At 70.1% G+C, this 19,255-nt stretch carries 17 protein-coding genes; 5 read left to right on the top strand and 12 right to left on the bottom strand.

Annotation, left to right across the window (positions count from 1 at the left end; translation table 11 throughout):
- Position 1: 1 nt before the first annotated feature.
- The 9 genes from gspL to AC731_RS03400 form a co-directional block, all read right to left on the bottom strand.
- Complete coding sequence (gene gspL, locus AC731_RS03360) at positions 2 to 1,249, bottom strand: type II secretion system protein GspL (protein ID WP_082794234.1); 1,248 nt, start codon at positions 1,247 to 1,249, stop codon at positions 2 to 4.
- A gap of 61 nt (positions 1,250 to 1,310) precedes the next feature.
- Positions 1,311 to 1,877 carry a type II secretion system protein GspJ gene (locus AC731_RS03365; RefSeq protein WP_048709235.1) on the bottom strand — a complete coding sequence of 189 codons (567 nt, stop codon included), beginning with the start codon at positions 1,875 to 1,877 and terminating at the stop codon, positions 1,311 to 1,313.
- 8 nt (positions 1,878 to 1,885) lie between these two features.
- A complete protein-coding gene (gene gspI, locus AC731_RS03370) occupies positions 1,886 to 2,251 on the bottom strand; it encodes a type II secretion system minor pseudopilin GspI (protein ID WP_004252188.1) in 366 nt (121 codons plus the stop codon).
- Positions 2,248 to 2,754, bottom strand: coding sequence for a pilus assembly FimT family protein (locus AC731_RS03375; RefSeq protein WP_048709237.1), 507 nt, complete (start codon positions 2,752 to 2,754; stop codon positions 2,248 to 2,250). The genes gspI and AC731_RS03375 overlap by 4 nt, the downstream gene beginning before the upstream one ends.
- Positions 2,742 to 3,221, bottom strand: coding sequence for a type II secretion system major pseudopilin GspG (gene gspG, locus AC731_RS03380; RefSeq protein WP_082794235.1), 480 nt, complete (start codon positions 3,219 to 3,221; stop codon positions 2,742 to 2,744). The genes AC731_RS03375 and gspG overlap by 13 nt, the downstream gene beginning before the upstream one ends.
- A gap of 8 nt (positions 3,222 to 3,229) precedes the next feature.
- Positions 3,230 to 4,429: a type II secretion system inner membrane protein GspF gene (gene gspF, locus AC731_RS03385; protein ID WP_048709238.1), complete on the bottom strand. Its 1,200-nt coding sequence runs from the start codon at positions 4,427 to 4,429 to the stop codon at positions 3,230 to 3,232.
- Positions 4,426 to 5,901 carry a type II secretion system ATPase GspE gene (gspE, locus tag AC731_RS03390; protein ID WP_048709240.1) on the bottom strand — a complete coding sequence of 492 codons (1,476 nt, stop codon included), beginning with the start codon at positions 5,899 to 5,901 and terminating at the stop codon, positions 4,426 to 4,428. Before gspE ends, gspF begins: the two co-directional genes overlap by 4 nt.
- Positions 5,898 to 8,135, bottom strand: a complete 2,238-nt coding sequence (gene gspD / locus AC731_RS03395; RefSeq protein WP_418081509.1) for a type II secretion system secretin GspD — start codon at positions 8,133 to 8,135, stop codon at positions 5,898 to 5,900. Before gspD ends, gspE begins: the two co-directional genes overlap by 4 nt.
- A gap of 3 nt (positions 8,136 to 8,138) precedes the next feature.
- The gene (locus AC731_RS03400) at positions 8,139 to 8,666 is read right to left on the bottom strand and encodes a type II secretion system protein N (RefSeq protein WP_082794236.1); all 528 of its coding nucleotides are present in this window, start codon (positions 8,664 to 8,666) and stop codon (positions 8,139 to 8,141) included.
- 197 nt (positions 8,667 to 8,863) lie between these two features.
- Between AC731_RS03400 and AC731_RS03405 the strand changes: the two genes are divergently transcribed.
- Positions 8,864 to 10,825: an ATP-dependent DNA helicase gene (locus AC731_RS03405; protein ID WP_048709246.1), complete on the top strand. Its 1,962-nt coding sequence runs from the start codon at positions 8,864 to 8,866 to the stop codon at positions 10,823 to 10,825.
- Positions 10,826 to 10,835: 10 nt separating this feature from the next.
- Here the strand turns inward: AC731_RS03405 and AC731_RS03410 are convergent, their stop codons facing one another.
- A complete protein-coding gene (locus tag AC731_RS03410; protein ID WP_048709247.1) occupies positions 10,836 to 11,294 on the bottom strand; it encodes a DUF3429 domain-containing protein in 459 nt (152 codons plus the stop codon).
- A gap of 167 nt (positions 11,295 to 11,461) precedes the next feature.
- On the opposite strand from AC731_RS03410, the gene AC731_RS03415 reads away from it, so the two are divergent.
- From AC731_RS03415 to AC731_RS03425, 4 genes are read left to right on the top strand one after another with little or no spacing between them, the layout of a single operon-like run.
- The gene (locus tag AC731_RS03415) at positions 11,462 to 12,460 is read left to right on the top strand and encodes an NAD(P)/FAD-dependent oxidoreductase (RefSeq protein WP_048709249.1); all 999 of its coding nucleotides are present in this window, start codon (positions 11,462 to 11,464) and stop codon (positions 12,458 to 12,460) included.
- Positions 12,461 to 12,496: 36 nt separating this feature from the next.
- On the top strand, positions 12,497 to 14,017 hold the full coding sequence (locus AC731_RS03420; protein ID WP_048709251.1) for a cryptochrome/deoxyribodipyrimidine photo-lyase family protein: 1,521 nt from the start codon (positions 12,497 to 12,499) through the stop codon (positions 14,015 to 14,017).
- A gap of 16 nt (positions 14,018 to 14,033) precedes the next feature.
- On the top strand, positions 14,034 to 14,195 hold the full coding sequence (locus AC731_RS19385) for a DUF2256 domain-containing protein (RefSeq protein WP_205626626.1): 162 nt from the start codon (positions 14,034 to 14,036) through the stop codon (positions 14,193 to 14,195).
- A 1-nt stretch (position 14,196) separates the two neighbouring features.
- Positions 14,197 to 15,528 (top strand): DASH family cryptochrome, encoded by a 1,332-nt coding sequence (locus AC731_RS03425; RefSeq protein ID WP_205626627.1) that lies wholly within the window; start codon positions 14,197 to 14,199, stop codon positions 15,526 to 15,528.
- 29 nt (positions 15,529 to 15,557) lie between these two features.
- Here the strand turns inward: AC731_RS03425 and AC731_RS03430 are convergent, their stop codons facing one another.
- The gene (locus tag AC731_RS03430; RefSeq protein ID WP_048709253.1) at positions 15,558 to 16,052 is read right to left on the bottom strand and encodes a hypothetical protein; all 495 of its coding nucleotides are present in this window, start codon (positions 16,050 to 16,052) and stop codon (positions 15,558 to 15,560) included.
- An 11-nt stretch (positions 16,053 to 16,063) separates the two neighbouring features.
- The gene (locus tag AC731_RS03435) at positions 16,064 to 19,255 is read right to left on the bottom strand and encodes a DUF6519 domain-containing protein (RefSeq protein ID WP_048709254.1); all 3,192 of its coding nucleotides are present in this window, start codon (positions 19,253 to 19,255) and stop codon (positions 16,064 to 16,066) included.

Below are 19,255 nucleotides of genomic sequence, written 5' to 3' on the forward strand. Positions count from 1 at the left end.
CTCATCGTCCTTCTTCAGCAGCAGATGCAATCTCGACGTCGGGTGCGAGCAGCGTGCGCAGGCGATCGATCTCCCGGGCGTCTGCGCCGGCAAGTGCGAGCGACAGCGTGCCTTCGCGGTAGTCCAGCGCCACGATGGACGCCGCTGGCGCTTCTGCGCGGACGGCGGCGAACTGATCGAGACGGAACAGCAGGCCGTCGCGGGTGACGGCGCCGCTTCGCTGGCGCAGGTGGTCGAGCTGTCGGTTCAGCTGCGACTCCGGCATGACCATTGGGGTGCCGGGCAGGGCGGTGGAGAACCGGGTCGCGATGTCCTCCTCCAGCACCGCTACCGCGGCGCGCATGCGCAGGATGTCCGCCACGGTGACAGCGGCGAGCACGATCATCGCACCGGCTGCGACCGCCAGCGGGCGCCGATGGCGCCCGGCGCGCCGGGCGCCATCGGCGCCCGTGGCGAAATCGCCATGCAGCAGGTTAGCCGCCAAAACCTGGCGAGCTGTGCGCTCGTCGGGATGACCCGGGATGGCGGAACTCCACCACGCGTAAGGACGGTGCGTTACCGTAGCCTGCGCGCCGAGCGCGTCCGCGAGCCCTGCGGCGAGCGAACGGCAGGCGGGGTCGGCCCGCAGTTCGACACGCGCCGGCTTGGATGTCGCGGGCAGCAGGTCACCGATCATGTCTCCGAGGAAGGCGCTCAGGTCGGCGAGATCGTCGCGCAGCACGATGGGCATACCGCCAGCGTGGCGCAGCAGGGCCGCTCCGGGGCGCAGGCGGAGCTGGAGGTCGGATTCGCCCGCTGGACCAGTTGGGGCGATGCCCTGCAGCTCGCTCAGCACCTGGCGTGGGTGCCGCCCCGCCGCATGCAGTTCGCCGATTACCGTGCGCAGGCGCGCCTGTGCGGTCACGATCAGCTCGGCCTGGGTGCCGGTTGCCTCGTTTTGCCGATCGACGACCGTGATGTGCTGGGCCTGTGGTGCTTCGAGCAGGGCATCCTCCAGCGCATAGGCGATGACCCGCGGGTCGAACGCCGCGCCCCCGAGGGGTAGCGTGACGCGATGCCAGCTACTCTGGCTCGCGCCCAGGATGACGACGAGCGGCACGTCCTGCGGCCACTCCGCCAACGGACCGGTGCCTTGCGCGTGGATCACGCCTGCATCGTCGGCAAGCACCCAGGGCGCAGCCGGTTCGTGGGGCCAGTGCTCGTCGATCAGCACGCAGAGCGTCTGTCGTGGTGGAGGCGAGGTACGCATCTTTGGTGAGTGGTGAGGAAGTGACGGGAGATGGAGAAGGCAATGGGCGATGTGGAGGCGTTCAGCGCAGCGCCACGAGGCGGACGAGCGTGCCGATGCCGCTTACCTCGAGGCGGATCTCGACCGCATCGGGCCGTTGGGACGGGTCGCCGTCGCCCGGGGGCCAGGCCGCTAGCCAGCGGCCGTCATGCATGAAACGCCATGCCAGGTGATCGATGTTTTCCAGCAGCACCTCGTCGGTAGCAGGGGCGGTGCCCTGGCGCGATCGCAGCAGGCGCCCTCCGTCGTGGCGCAGGGCGACGGCCAGCCGTTGCGGTGGCTCGCCGTCGTCGATCAGCATCTGCAGGTTCTGCCCACCACGCTGTTCCTGTACGCGCAGGGCGGCCATGCCGGGCGGCAACAGGGCGAGGCGGAGGAGGTCGGTCTCGATTCGGTGGGTGGCGTATTCCAGATCGCGCCAGCGCGCATGTTGAGCTGCGAGCTGCAGTTCGAGACTGCTCATCCGGTCGATCGCGCGAAAGCTCAGGGTGCCCAGGATGGCGAACACGGCGATCGCGACCAGCAGCTCGACGAGCGTCAGGCCTTCTGTCGCGTGGCGGCATATTCGCGCAGGAACGGGGCGGCGCATCGGCGGCGTCAGCGTTGTACCAGCACGTGGCCGCCGAGGCGCGCACGCGGGCGTCCGTCGTCGTCACGGACGACGATGTCCACGGCACGCCACGCCGGCTGCGCGGTCTGCGCGACGGTCTGCTCCCAAAGGAATCGGTAGCGGCCCTGAACGGCCTCGCCGCTGCTGTGGCCAGGCGCGGGCGGGGCGGGCTGGACGCGCAACTCGACGAGCCGGTTCTGCGCCACCCAGCGCGCCAGCGTGCGCTGCGCCAGCGCTTCGCCGGTGTCGATCGCCTGCGTGCCAGCGCGCACCGCCGCGCTCAGCGCGACGGCGACGATCGCGAGTGCGATCAGGTTCTCGAGCAGGCTGAACCCGCGTGTTGCCGCAGTCATGGTCCCGTCCCCCCGGCCAGCCGTTCCACCCGCCCGTCGCGGCCACCGAGTGCCGCGTGCCAGCCCGAGCCATCGGTGAGCTCGAGCCGGAATGTCGTTTGCGCAGGACCGAATACGAGCAGGGCCTGGTAGTTAGCGGCGCGTCCCTCGACTTCGAGTGCCGACCAGCGCAGCGCGTCGGGCAATCTGCGCTCGGCCAGCACGCTGCTGTCGGCCACTGGCTGCCAGCCGCCTCCTGTGGTGTCGCGTGCGAGGAAGCGGTAACCGTCCGGTGTGCGCTCGAACGCTACCGGTTGGCCCCGTACCCAGGCGCGTTCGGCGGCGAAGGCCAGACGCATGCGCAGCACGTCGACTGCACGGTCGCGATCGCGCGATTGCAGTGCGTCAAGGCTCATCGACAGTCCTTGTGCCAGCATCGCCAGCAGGCTCAGCACGACCATCACCTCGATCAGCGTGAAGCCGCGAGGCGTCTTGGTCCCGCGGATCGGGCTCAGAGCTTCCACGAGCCGATGTCGGCGTCGGCACCTTCGCCCCCCGGCTTGCCATCGGCGCCGAAGCTGAAGACGTCGATCTCGCCATTCACGCCGGGGTTCAGGTACTGGTAAGGCGCGCCCCAGGGGTCGTTGGGCAGGCGCTCGAGGTAGGCCTTCCAGTTGTCCGCCCGCGGGCCGACGCCGGGCGGCGTCACCAGCGCCTGCAGGCCCTGTTCGGCGGTGGGGTAGCGCCGGTTGTCCAGGCGGTAAAGCTTCAGCGACTGCATCAGCGTGGCGATGTCCTGCCTCGCGGCGACGGCACGGGCCTCGTCGGGGCGGCTGAGCACGCGTGGCACCACCAGCGCGGCCAGTACGCCCAGGATCACGATCACCACCATCAGCTCGATCAGCGTGAAGCCGCGGTCGCTGCGTGCGGGACGGGGTGCGGCGTCTGGACAGCGCCGGCTGGAAAAGGGGTCGTAAATCGGACAGGTCATGTCTTTTCTCAGTTCATCAGGGTGTTCAGTTCGATGATCGGCTGCATCACGGCGAGCACGATCAGCAGCACCAGGCCACCCATCAACAGCAGCAGCGCGGGTTCGAGCAGGCTGGTGAGGGCGGTGATGCGGTTCTCGACGTCCTGCTGCTGCAGGCGGGCAGCCCGGTCCAGCATCTCGCCGAGGCGGCCGGTGGCTTCGCCGTTGGCGATCATGTGCAGCAGCAGGGGCGGAAACTGGCGGGCCACGCCAAGCGCGCGCGCCAACGAATGGCCTTCGCGCACCTGCGCCGCGGCGCCTGCAACCGCGTCCTGCAGCGGCATCAGGTTCAACACCTTGCGGCCTGCGTCCAGCGCCTGCAGCAGTGCCACACCGCTGCCGCACAGGATGGCGAGCGTGCTCGCCAGTCGAGCCGCCTCCAGACTGCGCAGGTGGCGTCCCAGCAGCGGCAGGGCCAGCAGCCGCGCATGCCAGCGCCGTCGCAGTGCGGGCTGGCGCAGTGCAGCCCGTGCTGTCAGCAAAAGCGCCAGCAGCATCGGCGGTAGCAGCCAGCCCCAGTTGCGCAGCAGATCGCTGATCGCGATCAGGCCGCGGGTCAGCGGTGGCAGGGCCTGGCTGCCCTGCTGGAAGACGGTGACGACCTGCGGCACGACGTAGGTCATCAGCCCCATGACCACCAGCAGTGCGACCAGCGCGACGATGGCGGGGTACAGCAAGGCCTGCAGCGTCTTCTGGCGCAGGCTGCTGCGCCGCTCGAGATAGCCGGCGAGTTGCTCCAGCACGTCGGCCAGGCGCCCGGATTTCTCGCCCGCAGCCACCGAGGCGCGGTAGATGGGCGGAAACTGTGCGGCGAAGGCCTCGAGCGCGGCGCTGAGCGCCATGCCGGACATCACCTCGGCGCGCACGCCGGCAAGCAGGCGGCCGACCTGTTCGTTCTCGGCCTGGTCGATGAGCGCCGTCAGCGACTGTTCCACTGTCAGCCCGGAGGCGAGCAGGGTGGCCCACTGCCGCGTCAGCAGGGCCAGTGCGCCTTCGGCAATGCGCCGCTGAGTGCGTCCGTCGCGATGCGCCCTGACGGCGCCGACGTCGAGCGGAAACAGCCCGCGCTCACGTAACACGGCGCGTGCGCCGCGGCTGCTGTCGGCTTCGATCACGCCGCGGGTCTCGCGACCTTGCAGGTCTAGCGCGCGGTAGTGGAAGGCGCTCATTCGCGCGTCACCCGCAACAGTTCCTCGGGCGAAGTGCTGCCGTCGGCGAGCAGGCGCAGGCCGTCGTCGCGCAGGCCGCGGGCGCCGGCTGCGCGTGCGGCGGCCCGCAGCACGCTCTCGTCGGCGCGGTCGTGGATCAGTGCCGTCAGCGTGGCATCGACCGTGATCAGCTCGTGGATGCCGGTGCGGCCGGCATAGCCGGTGTGAGCGCAGGCGGGGCACTCGCCGGCGGCCCAGGCGTGGTCTGGCACGCGGGGGCCGAACAGCGCGCGTTCTTCGTCGCCGATGGCGTGTGGGCGGCGGCAGGCGGGGCACAGGCGCCGAAGCAGGCGCTGCGCCAGCACGCCGCGCAGGCTGGACGCGAGCAGGAAGGGCTCGATGCCCATGTCCACGAGCCGCGTCACGGCCGATGCGGCGTCGTTGGTGTGCAACGTCGCCAGCACGAGGTGGCCCGTCAGGCTGGCCTGCACCGCGATCTGAGCGGTCTCGAGATCGCGGATCTCGCCGATCATGATCACGTCCGGGTCCTGGCGCAGAATCGCGCGCAGCGCGCGGGCGAAATCGAGGTCGATGCGCGGATTGACCTGGGTCTGGCCGATACCCGGCAGGTCGAACTCGACCGGATCCTCGACGGTAACGATGTTCAGTCGCCGTGCGTCCATGCCCTGCAGCGCGGCGTACAGCGTGGTGCTCTTGCCCGAGCCGGTGGGTCCTGTTACCAGCACGATGCCATGGGGCTGGCGCAGCAAGGCGTCGAAGCGTGCGCGGGTGTCTTCGGCCATGCCCAGCGACTCGAGCCCGAGGCGTGCCGCACCCTTGTCGAGCAGGCGCAGCACCAGGCGTTCGCCATGCGCGGTGGGCAGCGTCGATACGCGCACATCCACCTGTCGACCGGCCAGGCGCAGGCCGATGCGGCCGTCCTGCGGCAGGCGCTTTTCCGAGATGTCGAGGCTGGCCATGATCTTAATGCGCGACACCATCGCCGCGTGCAGCCCGCGATGAGGCCGTGCGGCGTCATGCAGCACCCCGTCGCGCCGGAAGCGGACCACCGAGTCGCGTTCGTAGGGCTCGATGTGGATGTCCGAGGCGCCGTCGCGCACCGCCTGCGTCAGCAGCGCGTTGATCATGCGGATGATGGGCGCTGCGTCCTGCGCCGCGAGCAGGTCCTCCACCGCGGGCAGCTCGCTCATCAAGGCGCCCAGGTCAAGCGCCTGGCCGATGTCGGCGACGAGCTCGGCAGTGCTGCCGTCGTGGCCGCCGTAGTGCTCGGCGAGTCGGGTGTCGAAGCGCTCTGCGTCGACCCGGCTCAGTCGCAGCGGACGCGCCACGACCCGGCGTACTTCGGCCAGTGCCGTCAGGTTCGCGTCGCTGCGCAGGACCAGTTCGGCCTCGTCCTCTGCGACGCGCGTGAGCAGGACGCCGTGCCGGCGCGCGAAGGCATACGGGATCGTGGGCGCGATGTCAGCGCTCATTGCCAGCCGCGCTCCTCGAGCGGCGCGGGGGGCTGGTTGTCGACCGGCGTGCCGGCCAGCCATTCGGCGGGGAGTTCGCGCGTGCGCGGCACAGCCGGCGGCGAGGTGCCGAAGGCAGGCAGCTCAGCCGGTGTCGGCTCGCCGCGCAGCAGCGTGCCGGCCATGCGTTGCTGCTGTCCGATCACGTAGTCGTAGCGCGAGGCGGTCAGGCCCGCATAGCTGTCGGCGTCGCGCAGCACGACCGGGCGCAGGAAGATCACCAGATTCGTCTTGGTGCGTTTGCGGCCGTTGTACTTGAACAGGTTGCCAGCCACCGGAATGTCGCCGAGCAGGGGCACCTTCTCCTCGTCGGCGCTGTAGCTGTCCTCGATCAGGCCGCCGAGCGCGATGATGGCGCCGTCGTCGACCAGCACGGTGGATTCGATCGAGCGCTTGTTGGTGATCGGGCCATTGGCGCTGTCGACGCCGCCGACCACGCTCGAGGCCTCGTGGTAGATCGCGAGCTTCACCACGCCGCCCTCGGACACCTGCGGCCGCACTCGCAGCGTCAGGCCGACGTCGCGGCGCTCGATGGTCTGGAAGGGATTGACCGCGCCGCCGCTGCCGCCCGTATTGGTGAACTGGCCGGTGACGAAAGGCAGGTTGCGACCGATGACGATCTTGGCCTCCTCGTTGTCAAGGGTGACGAGGTTGGGCGTGGACAGGATGTTGATCTTGCTGTCGCTCTCGAGGAATCGCGCCAGTACCGCCAGGCTGGGCACGGTGCCGATGCCGGGCAGGGTCACCGAGCCGGTGCCAAGGCCGATGTTGATACCATTGCCCGGCAGGCTCGGCTTGCCCGCTGCAGCGTTGGTGACCAGCGTCTGCAGGTTGTTGCTGCCGCTGCCGAACCCGGTCAGGCCGATGACAGAGGTCGAGCCGCGATTGCTCGCCGCGGCCCACTGCAGGCCCCATTCAGCCGCGCGTTCGGCGGTGATCTCGGCGACCAGCGCCTCGACGTAGACCTGCGCCCGGCGGCGGTCGAGCTGCTCGATGACGTTGCGCAGGTTGTTGTAGATGGCATCCGGCGCGGTGATGATCAGCGCGTTGCTCGCCGCGTCGGCCTGGATCAGGCTGCCGGCGGACAGGGCGTTGGCCGGTTGTGCATTCGCGAACGGCGCCGGCGCGGCGCTCGGGGCCTCTCCGCCGCCTTCGCCCGAGCGGGAAGAAGTGGGCGGAGGGACCGTGCCAGGCGTGGGCGCGGTCAGGGCCATGCCGGCAAGGGCGTTGCCTGCAGGGGGCGTGTTGCTGGCCTCGGTGGCGAGGATGGCGCGCAGGGTCTCGGCCACGCGAGTGGCCTCGGCGTTGCGCAGGTAGACCACGCGGATGTTGCCCCCAGCGCCCGGACGATCGATCGAGGCGACGATCTGGCGCACGGCCGCCAGCCGGGACGGGCTGCCGGCGCGCACCAGCAGGCTGTTGCTGTGGGTGTCGGGCACGACCGTCACCTCCAGCAGCGGGTCGGCGGCGCCGCGCGTGCCGTTGCCCAGCAGGCGCATCACGGTTTCGGCCAGATCGCGCGCCGCGGCGTGCTGCAAGGGGATGACCAGCACGTCGCCCTGCGGCACGTCGATCGAGCTGACGATCTGTGCGATGCGCGCGAGGTTGTCGGCGTAGTCGGTGACGACCAGCGCATTGCTCGAAGGCAGTGCCGAAACGGTGTTGTTCGGGCTCACGAGGGGGCGGATCGCCGCGACCAGGCCGGGTGCAGACTCGTGCTGCAGCGTGAAGACCTGCGTCACGAGGCCGGTCCCGCGGGGCGCGGTGCTCCCGGTCGCGACCGGCACGCCGTGCAACTTGGCATCGGCTTCGGGCACGACGCGGGCGACGCCGCCGGATTCGACGACCGTATAGCCCTGCAGGCGCAGCGCCGACAACAGGATGTCGTAGGTCAGCGCGCGGGGTACCGGCGTGTTGGTGACGATATTCAGGCTGCCTTCGACGCGTGGATCGATGATGAAGTTATGCCCCGTGATCTGGCCCACGGCCTTGATGACCGAGGTGATCTCCGCGTTGGCGAAATTGAGTTCGACGCGTTCGGGTTCCACGTTCGCGTGCGCCGCACCGAGGGTGAGCAGCGCTCCGGCCAGCACTGCCGCGGGCAGCCAACGGGAACGATGGCGAACGAGTGAGGCGGCGAGGTGTGCTCCGCGTTGGGCGCTTGCACGGGGAGGTAGGCACGGACGTGGCGGCATCGGTCAGTCTTGTTGGAGGGTGTCAGGGGCATCGGACCTCGGAGGTGGCGGCATGCGTGCGCTGCGGTGCAGGGGCAGGTCGAGGCGTTGCTCCCCGGCACCCAGTTCGACCCTGTCGGACAGGATGTGCAGGAGTTGCCAGTCCCCGGCCACGGTCTCCCCGGCGCGGTGCGCCACGCTCCGGCCGTCGCGCTCGAACACGGCAAAGGCTGTGCCGCCGGCGAATCCGGTGGCAACGCCGACGAGGACGATGCCCGCGAGCGCGCGGCGTTCGTCGGCGCGCGCCGCAGTGCCGTCCGACTGGTTCGCGAACAACTGCTGCCGTGCAAGGGCCGCAACCAGCGTGCGTACGTCGCCCTTGTCCTCCACCGCTGCGGGCTGCGTGGGGCCGGGGAGCTGGGCGAACAGCCGCGGGGCGAGCAGGGCGGCGGTGCCGAGTGCCGCGATGGCGACGGTCCACGCCATGCCCGCCACAAGCGAGGCCGGTGCAAGCGCAATACCGGGCGGGTGAATGAGGCGGCGGAGGGACATGCTGGGCCGGCGGTTAGGGTAAGACCGCTTTTTACGACAGCAATGTGACGCTTTTTCGAAGCTGTCATGTTTCGCCCGGGTTACAGCGCATGGGGCAGGAGGGCAGCCCGGGACGAGATCTGCGCAGGTGCGGGCAGCGTCCCGAGCACGTACAATCGCCGACTTCCCCGACCCGATCACCGAACTGCCGCGGCCCGATGTCCGACCCCACCCCGATCTTCGCCGCCGACGGCCCGCTCGCCGTCGCCATCCCCGGTTTCCGCGCGCGTCCGCAGCAGATCGAGATGGCGCAGAAGATCGCCGAGGCGATCAAGGCCAACCGTATCCTGGTGGCCGAGGCGGGCACGGGTACCGGCAAGACCTTCGCCTACCTGGTGCCGGCGCTGCTGGCTGGGGGCAAGGTCATCATTTCCACCGGCACCAAGACCTTGCAGGATCAGCTCTTCAACCGCGACCTGCCCACCGTGCGCGCCGCGCTGAAGGTGCCGGTGTCGATCGCGCTGCTGAAGGGCCGCGCCAACTACGTCTGCCATTACCACCTCGAGCGCAACGCGCGCGACGGCCGCTTCCTCACCGCGCAGGACGCCGCCGACCTGCGCGCCATCACGCGCTTCGCGCAGGTGACGCAGACTGGCGACAAGGCCGAATGCACCGACGTGCGCGAGGACTCGATGGCCTGGATCGCCGCCACCTCGACGCGCGACAACTGCCTCGGCCAGGACTGCCCGTTCAAGGAAGAGTGCTTCGTCATGCAGGCGCGGCGTAATGCGATGGAGGCGGACGTGGTGGTGGTCAACCATCACCTTTTCTTCGCCGACGTGATGCTGCGCGACGAGGGTATGGGCGAGTTGCTGCCGGCGTGCAACGCGGTGATCTTCGACGAGGCCCACCAGCTGCCCGAGACCGCGAGCCTGTTCTTCGGCGACAGCGTATCCACCGCGCAGGTGCTGGAGCTGGCGCGCGACACCCGCTCCGAAACGGTATCGGCGGCGCGCGACTGCGTACCGATGATCGACCAGACGCGCAACCTGGAGAAGGCCGCGCGCGACCTGCGCCTGGTGTTCGGCACCGAGAGCGCGCGCCTGTCGGCCGCGCAGGCCTCCGAGCGCGAGAACTTCGACGCGCAGGTCGAGGCCCTGGAAAAGACGCTGGGCGAATTCCACGCCGTGCTGGACACCCAGGCCGAGCGCTCCGAAGGACTCGCCAACTGCCTGCGCCGCACCGAGGAGATGGCCGAGCGCCTCGCGCGCTGGCGCAATTCCGCCGAGACCGACCTCATCCGCTGGGTCGAGGTCTTCACCCAGTCGCTGGCGCTCAACGCCACGCCGCTGCATGTCTCGGACGTGTTCAAGCGCCAACTCGACGGCCACCCGCGCGCTTGGGTGTTCACCTCGGCGACGCTGGCGGTGGGTAAGGCCGACTTCGGCCACTACTGCCGCGAGCTCGGCCTGGCGTGGATGGATCCGCCGCCGATGACGGCCGTGTGGGGCAGCCCCTTCGACTATGCCGAGCAGGCGCTGCTGTATGCGCCGGCCGGCATGCCCGACCCGAATGCGCCCGATTACACCGAGCGCGTCGCCAAGGTGGCGCTGCCGCTGATCCGCGCCGCCCGGGGCCGCGCCTTCGTGCTGTGCACTTCGCTGCGCGCGATGCGCCGCATCCACGAGCTGATCGTCGACGGCCTGCAGCAGAGCGGCGACGCGCTGCCGGTGCTGCTGCAGGGCGAAGGCTCGCGCACCGAACTGCTCGAACGCTTCCGTCGCCTGGGCAATGCGGTGCTGGTCGCCAGTCAGAGTTTCTGGGAAGGGGTGGACGTGCCCGGCGACGCGCTGTCGCTCGTCGTCATCGACAAGCTTCCCTTCGCGCCGCCCGACGACCCGGTGCTGGCCGCGCGCGTCGAGCACATGCAGAAGCAGGGGCTCAGCCCCTTCATCCACCACCAGTTGCCGCGCACCGTCATCAACATGAAGCAGGGCGCCGGTCGGCTGATCCGCACCGAGCGCGACCGCGGCGTGCTGTGCATCTGCGACCCGCGCATGATCGAGAAGTCCTACGGCAAGGTCGTGTGGCGCAGCCTGCCGCCGATGCGGCGCACCCGCGCCGAGGACGATGCCGTGGCCTTCCTGCAGACCCTGCCGCCGCCGCGGCGCGGCGACTGAGCCGCCAGGCTCAGCCCAGCGGCACGAAGGCGCCGAGGATCAGGCTGAGGCAGGCGACCGTCGTCAGCCTCAGCCGCAAGGGCAGATACCACGCCGGAAAGGCCATGTGCCGGGCGAGCCGGCGATCCAGCAGATAGTGCGCCACGAAGCCGAACACCAGCAGCGCGGCGGCCCCTGCGGGGGCGAGCAGCAGCGCGGGCCAGGCGAACAGGGCAGGCACGACGCTCCACACGAGGCAGCGCACGCGCCGGACCTCCTCCAGCCCCGGTGCGCTCATCGCGAAACCCCAGTGCAGCGCACCGACGAAGCTCAGGATGATCGCTCCGTAGCCATACAGCGCATCGCTCCAGGTCCAGCCGTGGTGATGATCGAGCAGGCTCGCCGGGGCGAGGACGATGAAGGGGATCAGGCCGCCGTAGCCCAGCCAGGCTGCGGCGCGACGGAGGGGGTCGGGGGACGGCGAGTTCATGTGTGCGAGGGCGTGAATGATGAAGGAGAGGCGAGAGAATCGTTCCTCCCAGAATGCTAGGTGCGGCGCGCCTGTTTGTCCATGACAAACATGGTGTATTCTAGCGCTGCCCCGTAGCTCCCGCGGGGTCCGCCTCCTTCGCCTCACATGCCCTGATATACGCGCTCATGAACCCGAATCCCCGTTACCTCGTGATTGGCGCCGGCCTTGCCGGGCTGTCTGCCGCCCAGACCCTGCGCCAAGCCGGTTTCTCCGTAGATGTCGTGGACAAAAGCCGTGGCGTCGGCGGGCGCATGAGCACCCGGCGGGGCGACGGCTGGACCTGCGATCACGGGGCGCAGTACTTCACTGCGCGCGACCCGGGATTCCGCGCCGAGTTGGCACGGTGGCAGCAGGCCGGCGTGGCGGCCCTGTGGTCGCCACGGATCGTGGTCATCGACGCCCACGGTGTCCGCGAGGCGGGAGAGCGCACGGAACGCTTCGTCGGCGTGCCGGGCATGACCGCGCCGGCCCGCTTGCTTGCCGAGCATCTGCGGGTGCAGACCGGCATGACGATCACCGGCCTGAGGCGCGATGCCGATGGCTGGCGCGCAGTCTGTGCCGAGCAGGGCGAACTCGAGGCACGATTCGATGGCGTGGTTCTCGCCGTGCCCGCCCCGCAAGCCGCGCCGCTGCTCGCGCCAGTGTCGTCCAGGCTGGCGACGGCGGCGTCGCGCGCAAGGATGGAAGGCTGCTGGTCCGTGATGCTGCGCTTCGACCAGGCGCTCGACCGGCCTTTCGACGCAGCCTTCGTCAATGACGGCCCCTTGCGCTGGGTGGCCCGCAACAGCGGCAAGCCCGGACGGGAAGGACAGGAAACCTGGCTCCTGCACGCCAGCGCGGCGTGGAGCGAAGCGCATCTGGAAGCGAAAGCCGAAAGGGTCGCGCAGGCACTGATCGACGCATTCGTGGCATTGGGCGGCAAACCGCCGCAAGCGTGGTCGGCACACCGCTGGCGCTACGCGATCACCGAATCCGCGGTCGACGGCGGCTGCCTGTGGTGTCCCGAACAGGGGCTTGGCCTTTGTGGCGACTGGCTGAACGGCGGCCGGGTCGAAGGCGCATGGCTCAGCGGCCGTGCGCTCGGGCGCGAGATGGTGGGCAGCTTCGAGGCTCTGGCACGGTAGTCGGACGGCAGGGCGGCGACAGATCAGGGGTAGCGCATGGACTACGGCGTCGTCTGGTTCAAGCGGGACTTCCGCGTCGTCGATCACGCGGCACTCGCGGCCGCCGTCCGCAGGGGGCCGGTGCTGTGCCTGTGCGTGGTCGAGCCCTCGCTGTGGGCACAGCCGGATGCCGCAACCCAGCACTACCACTTCATGCTCGAAGGCGCGCGCGAGCTGCATGCCGAACTGCGCCGCCTCGGCGGGCGGCTGCACCTCGTCGTCGGTGACATGCCGGCGGTGCTGGACCGGCTGCAGGCACTGGCGCCGTTCTCCACGCTGTATTCCCACGAGGAAACCGGCAACGGCGCCAGCTACGCCCGCGATCGCGCCGTGGCGCGCTGGTGTCGCGAACACGGCGTGCGCTGGCACGAGTTCCCGCAGTTCGGCGTCCTGCGCCGGCTCGCGGACCGCGACCGCTGGCAGCCGGCGTGGGAGGCACATGTCGGCGCACCGCAGGTGCCGCAGCCCGCGCCCGTCTTCGTCCCCTTGCCGTGGCCGGCCGAGCGCGCGCCGGCTGCCGCCTCGCTCGGGCTGCCGGCAATGGAGCCGGCGCTGCGTCAGCGCGGCGGGCGCGAGGCGGCGCTAGCCTGTCTCCATGACTTTCTCGATGTCCGCAGCGGCCAGTACCGGGGTGGCATCTCGTCGCCACTGTCGGCGCCGACGGCCTGTTCGCGCCTGTCGCCGTATCTCGCCTGGGGCCAGCTCAGCCTGCGCGAGGTGGTGCAGGCCACGCGCGAACGCATCGCCTGTCTGCCCGAGGGCGACCGCCGCCGCGCCGGCCTGTCGGCTTTCGTCAGCCGCCTCTACTGGCATTGTCACTTCATCCAGAAGCTCGAGAGCGAACCGGCGCTGGAGTTCGAGAACCTGCATCGCGGCTACGACGGCCTGCGCGAGCACGACTGGAACCCGGCGCATTTCGAGGCGCTGGTCGCGGGTCGCACGGGCTGGCCGCTGGTCGATGCCTGCGTGGCGATGCTGCGCGCGACCGGCTGGATCAACTTCCGCATGCGCGCGATGCTGGTGTCGGTCGCCGCCTACCCGCTGTGGCTGCACTGGCGGCCGGTCGGCCTGTGGCTGGCACGGCAGTTCCTCGATTACGAGCCGGGCATCCACTGGAGCCAGATGCAGATGCAGTCGGGTACGACCGTCATCAACACCACGCGCGTCTACAACCCGATCAAGCAGGCACGCGACCACGACCCCCAAGGCCGCTTCGTGCGGCGCTGGCTGCCAGCCCTGCGCCGCGTGCCCGATACCTGGCTGTTCGAACCCTGGCGCATGCCACCGGACCTGCAGGTGCGCTGCGGCGTGTGCGTCGGCGAGGACATCCCGGCGCCGCCGGTCGAGCTCGAGTCCGCGACACGCGCGGCCAAGTCCCGCCTGCATGCGCTGCGCGCCCGGCCCGAGGTGCGTGCGGCCAAGGCCGCGATCGTCGAGCGTCACGGTTCGCGCAAGCGGCCGGCGGCGCGGGGCCGCAGGCCGTCCGGCTCCGGCGGACAACTGCAATTCGAGTTCTGAGGGAGCCACCGTGCGCATGCGCAAGAAATCCGACCTGCCCACCAAGCGCTGCGCCTGCTGCGGACGCCCCTTCGCCTGGCGCAAGCGCTGGGAGAAGGACTGGGACGCGGTGCGTTACTGCTCCGAGCGCTGCCGTCGCGAGCGTCGCATGGCAGCTCACGCCGAGGAGGTGGGCTGAAGTGGCTCTGCGCACGGTGATCTTCTGGTTCCGAAACGATCTGCGTCTGGCCGACAACCTCGCGCTGCGCGAAGCCTGCGCACAGGCCGATCGCCTGCTGCCGGTGTTCGTCCACGACCCGGGGGACGACCAGTCGACGCCCTGGGGTTTCGTTCGCCGCGGACCGCATCGAAGGGCGTTCCAGGCAACCGCTCTGGCCGCGCTCGACGAGGCCCTGCGTGCCCGCGGCAGTCGCCTGCTGCAGTGCGCCGGGGCGCCGGCAGAGGTGCTGGTCGAACTGGTGCGGCAGATTGGCGCCGACACCATCGTGTGTGAGGACATCCCCGCGCCCGAGGAGCAGGCCGCCGTCGATGCCCTGCGCGCGGCGGGGCTGCGGGTGCGGACCGTGTGGCAGTCCAGCCTGCTCGATCCCGCTGCGTTACCCTTCGATCCGTCGCGGCTGCCGCCGGTGTTCACCGCCTTCCGTCAGGCCGTCGAGGCGGCAGGCTGCGTGCCAGCCGACCCCTTGCCCGCGCCCGTCGTCCTGCCGCCGCTGCCGTCAGGGGACGAGGAAGTCGGAAAGGGTGCAGCAGCTCCGGGTGCGCACCGGCCTGCGCCGTCCGGATGCTCGGGCCTGTCGGCGGCGCAGGCCTCGTTCCCCTACTGGACCCCGGCCTTCGAGGGCGGGGAGCCCGCCGCGCAGGCCCATCTGCAAGGCTATTTCGCCGGCGATTTCGCCCATCGCTACAAGGCCACGCGCAACGGCCTGATTGGCACCGACTTCTCCAGCAAGTTCTCGCCCTGGCTGGCACAGGGCGCCCTGTCGCCGCGCAGCGTATATGCCGCGCTGCGCGCATTCGAGGCACGACGCGGCGCCAGCGAAGGCAGCTACTGGCTGTGGTTCGAGCTGCTGTGGCGGGACTATTTCCGTTTCCTGCACCTGCAGCACGGGCGGCGCCTGTACCGTGTGCGCGGCCTTGCCGAACGCGCCGTGGCGCCCGCCCACGATGCCGCAGCCTTCGCACGCTGGTGCCGTGGCGAGACCGGGCAGCCGCTGGTCGACGCCGGCATGCGCGAGCTGGCGGCAACCGGCTACCTGTCCAACCGCCTGCGCCAGCTTGTCGCCAGCTATCTGGTGAACGACCTCGGTTGCGACTGGCGCGCCGGCGCGGCCTGGTTCGAGGCGCAACTGGTCGATTACGACGTCTGCAGCAACCAGGGCAACTGGTTGTACATCGCCGGGCGCGGCACCGATCCGCGCGGCGGGCGGCGTTTCAATCCGGACAAGCAGGCGCAGGAGCACGATCCGGACGGCGTTTACCGCCGCCTCTGGGGCTGCGACGTCGGCGCCTGACAGACCGCCGCTGGTGAGTCTCGTCCGACTCAGAGGCTGTCGAGATCCTTCAGGATCTGCGCCACCGCGAGTTCGAAGCGCTTCTGTCGGTCGGCGAGTTCCTTGCTGCGCACTTCGCCGGCCTTGACAATGCCCTCGACGACCTCGGGTAGCGCAGGGTTCTTGTGGATGGCTTCGGCCAGCGCTTTGTCCTCGAGATGACGCCGGGTGTCCTCGAGCGCGGTCAATGCCTGTCGGTTGCGCTCCGCCAGGCGCTTGCCGTGTGCGTCCAGGGCTTCGCGCAACTGGGAGACGATCTGGTCGTCGGGGCTTTCCAGCTTGCGCGTGGCCTTCGCGCGCAGTTCGGGCAGCACCGGCAGGTTCAGCAGCGCGCCTTGCGGCACCTTGTCGATCTCGGCCAGTTGCGGGTTGGCCTTCAGGATCGCGTCGACGGCCAGTTCGCGCTGGCGCGGGGTCAGCTTGGTGTAGAGCTTGTCGGCGAGGTCGGCGACACTCTTCTCGCCGCGGAAGCTTGCGATGGCCATGAAGGTCTCCCTCAGATGCCGATGATGTTGGTCAGGCTGATGTCGGCCGGCACCGGCGCGCCGGACGGCACGCGGATGTTGCCGCTGCTGGTGTTGCCGATGACGATGGCCTGCTTGCGCTCGGGCAGCAGGTGCAGGGTGTCGGTGTCCCCGGGGCCGCGCAGGTGGTTGTTGCTCGCGTTCAGGCTGCGTCCGCCGATCTGGCCGATGACCGGCCCGCGACCCCCTTCGCCCTGCGCCTCGCAGTGGTTGTCGGCAAACAGGCAGTAGGTCATCTGCAGGCACTGGACCAGAGGGACGGCGCTCTGCTGGCCGCGCATGCGGTTGCCGCGAATCGACAGGTTCGACGGGGTGAGTGCGATCGCCCGCACGCGGTTCGCCGTCAGCAGGTAGGCGCTTTCCGCCGCGGTGGTCAGGTACGAGATGCCGTAGTGGTGCGTCGCCGTGGCCAGTTCTCCGGCCGCACCGCGGGGTTCGATGGCGACCAGCAGCGCCCACCATTGCGCCATGACCGGCTTCTGGTCCGGACCGGAGACGCGGTCGAGCGTGTTGTCGTCGATCGCAACGCGGTCGAAGGGCGGCAGCAGCCGGATCGCGGCGACCGGCCCGCCGATGCGGTCGGGGCCGATGCCGTGCAGGCGGTTGCCGGCGATGCACAGCTCGCCGACCGCCAGCGCGCGCAGGCCATCCACGCCCGGGCTGTTGGCCGCCTCGCGGGCCACGTCGGCGATCAGGTTGTCGAGCACGTCGCCGCGGGTGATGTCCACCAGCTGCACGCCGGCGAAGCCGCGCTCGGCGTCTTCCAGCAGCAGGCCCAGGCGGCGGAACTGGTTGCCGCGCAGCATCAGGTAGCCGGCTGCGCCGCCTTCCTCCATCAGCAGGCCCGCCTGGCCCGTGGCGTCGATGAGGTTGTCGGCGATCAGGGCGTCTTCCACGCGGTGACGGATCGCGATGCCGTTGGCGCGCATCAGGCTCACGCGGTTGGCGACGATGCGCACACGGTCGAGTGCCACCGGGTCCAGCCCTTCCTGCAGCACGATGCCGTTGCGGTTGCGGGCGCCCAGGCCGGTGATCTCGTTGCGTTCCAGCGCGAGCCGGTCGATGCCGGCACGCACGCCGTCGCCCATCGCGTACATCACGTTGTCGGCCACGCTGACGGACGAGCCGGGCAGCACGCCGCCGGTCGCGACGACGCTGGCGTCGGTGCAGAGCAGCATCAGGTTGTGGTCGAGGCGGGTCGTGCCGTAGTGCAGCGTGGTGGCGTCAAAACTGATGGCGCGCTGGCCGCACAGCAGGATGTTGTCGGTGATGCGCAGCTCGGCGCTCAACAGCTGGCTCTGCCGCTCGCGCGCCAGCGTGGCGATGCCGCGTTCGGCGACGACGGCGCAATCGCGAATGGCGGTCGCCAGCGCGAAGCCGGACAGGCCGATGCCGACGCTGGTGCCGTCGCCCACCGCGACACCCAGCACATTCACATGCTCGATGCGCAGATCGACGACATTGTGTGCGGCGATCACCGCCGTCGTGCCCGAATTGCCGCCCGAGCCCAGCGCGCTGAGATTCTCCAGCGCCACGCCGGTGCTCGCGCTGATGTCGAAGAGGCTGCCCGGCGCCGCCCCGGTCAGCAGCGTCGCCCAGCCCTGGCCGCGGATGCGCAGCGATCGCGCGCCGGAGATCGTCAGCGGCGCAGCGATGCGGAACTCGCCGATGCCCAGGCAGACCGTGCCGCCGTGGTCCTTGATGCTGTCGATGGCCTGCTGGATGGTGGCCGCGCCGCTGTTGTGGCCTTCGGCGCTGACGCACACGCTGCAGTCGCAGCCTTCGCCCTCTTGCAGGGGCGGCCACAGGGTACGGCAGTCATCCTCGCCGGACGGGAAGGTGACGACCGCCAGGCGCGCATAGTGATGGTGGATGCCCAGCGGGGGCGCGTGGTCGAGGCGCTCGATGCTGACGTCCACGGTACGGGCGGCGAACACCCAGTGGTCACCGCTGCGGAAATGTCCACCGCCGGCGGCCAGGCTGAATTCCACCAGCACGCCGTGTTCGAGGAACAAGCGCGTGCCGGCGGCCGGGATGCTGATCGTGCCGTGGCTCGCGGCGTTGTCCAGGTCCTGGAACACGGTGCCGTCCTCACGCCGAACCGCGCCGGCCTGGTCCCAGCGCCGGACGCGCGTGTTGCGCTGTGCCTGGGTGGCGCGCTGCGCATCGGTCGGGAACATGCCCGCCGGCAGCGGCGTGTCGAATTCCAGCGTGCGCGCGGTGTCATCCACGCCACCCGGCACGCGCAGGCGCCGCATTTCGCCCGGCAGGTTCTTCAGCTCGCGCCAGTCGTCGGTGATCTCCACCCAGTCGCCATCGTTGAAGCGCAGCACATCGTCGCGGCCGACGCTCTCCACCGTGATGCGGGTGCGCGCGGCGTTGATGTGGGTGACGCGCGAGGCCACCGTTGCGTTGTCGCGCGACCACTTGAAGGTCGCCGTGCCGAGTGCGCCACCGGTATGCACTTCGACACGATAGAGCTGGTTCTCCAGTCCGAGATAGCCCGCCGCGGGCGGCACCTCGCAGGGGTTGGGGGTGAAGTCCGGCGTACCGGTCGTGGTACTCAGGCGTGCGGGCGAGGGCGCGGTGATCGCGGCCCAGCCCGGCACGTCCTCGTCCGCGCTGCTGCAGCCGGCATTGCCGATGTCGGGCAGCAGCTTCACCTGCCAGACCGTCTGCCGACGGCCGGTGGTGTCGACACCCACCGCCTGCTCGATCAGGTCCGGCGCCTGCACCGCGGTCAGGTCGCGCTGCCACACGTCCACATACACCAGATGGCGGCCCTCCGCGGGCAGGGCTGGCGGATCGGGGTAGTAGGGCTGGGCGGCATAGTCCACCGCCGTGCTGCCGGTGGGCTCCGCCAGGCGGTCGTCCCAGGCCGCTTCGCCGGCGCCGTGGTTCTCGGCCAGCAGGCCGTCGACGTAGATGCGGCCGCGCCCGATGGTGAAACCGCCGCCCGTCGCCTGGATCAGGAAACCGTCGGGCGTGGTGCGCGGCACGACCGAGCCGCCGAAGGTATCGAGCGTGCCGGCCTGCAGGCGGCGGCCAAGCTGGGCGACCCATTCGTTCCAGTCCGCATCGAGCTGGACGCGGCCCTGCTGCATGATGACGCCCAGGAAGTCGCGGCGGGCGTCGAAGCGGATGCGGCTCAGATCGAAACTCAT

Origin of the sequence: Thauera humireducens (assembly GCF_001051995.2) — a bacterium.
Classification (GTDB): domain Bacteria; phylum Pseudomonadota; class Gammaproteobacteria; order Burkholderiales; family Rhodocyclaceae; genus Thauera; species Thauera humireducens.

Bases quoted from the DNA above. Each gene is read 5' to 3' on its own strand.
- gspL (WP_082794234.1), bottom strand. From the start codon at position 1,249: ATGCGTACCTCGCCTCCACCACGACAGACGCTCTGCGTGCTGATCGAC.
- AC731_RS03365 (WP_048709235.1), bottom strand. From the start codon at position 1,877: ATGCGCCGCCCCGTTCCTGCGCGAATATGCCGCCACGCGACAGAAGGC.
- gspF (WP_048709238.1), bottom strand. From the start codon at position 4,429: ATGAGCGCCTTCCACTACCGCGCGCTAGACCTGCAAGGTCGCGAGACC.
- gspD (WP_418081509.1), bottom strand. From the start codon at position 8,135: ATGCCGCCACGTCCGTGCCTACCTCCCCGTGCAAGCGCCCAACGCGGA.
- AC731_RS03405 (WP_048709246.1), top strand. From the start codon at position 8,864: ATGTCCGACCCCACCCCGATCTTCGCCGCCGACGGCCCGCTCGCCGTC.
- AC731_RS03400 (WP_082794236.1), bottom strand. From the start codon at position 8,666: ATGTCCCTCCGCCGCCTCATTCACCCGCCCGGTATTGCGCTTGCACCG.
- gspG (WP_082794235.1), bottom strand. From the start codon at position 3,221: ATGACCTGTCCGATTTACGACCCCTTTTCCAGCCGGCGCTGTCCAGAC.
- AC731_RS03410 (WP_048709247.1), bottom strand. From the start codon at position 11,294: ATGAACTCGCCGTCCCCCGACCCCCTCCGTCGCGCCGCAGCCTGGCTG.
- gspE (WP_048709240.1), bottom strand. From the start codon at position 5,901: ATGAGCGCTGACATCGCGCCCACGATCCCGTATGCCTTCGCGCGCCGG.
- AC731_RS03420 (WP_048709251.1), top strand. From the start codon at position 12,497: ATGGACTACGGCGTCGTCTGGTTCAAGCGGGACTTCCGCGTCGTCGAT.
- AC731_RS03415 (WP_048709249.1), top strand. From the start codon at position 11,462: ATGAACCCGAATCCCCGTTACCTCGTGATTGGCGCCGGCCTTGCCGGG.
- AC731_RS19385 (WP_205626626.1), top strand. From the start codon at position 14,034: ATGCGCAAGAAATCCGACCTGCCCACCAAGCGCTGCGCCTGCTGCGGA.
- AC731_RS03435 (WP_048709254.1), bottom strand. From the start codon at position 19,255: ATGAGTTTCGATCTGAGCCGCATCCGCTTCGACGCCCGCCGCGACTTC.
- gspI (WP_004252188.1), bottom strand. From the start codon at position 2,251: ATGACTGCGGCAACACGCGGGTTCAGCCTGCTCGAGAACCTGATCGCA.
- AC731_RS03430 (WP_048709253.1), bottom strand. From the start codon at position 16,052: ATGGCCATCGCAAGCTTCCGCGGCGAGAAGAGTGTCGCCGACCTCGCC.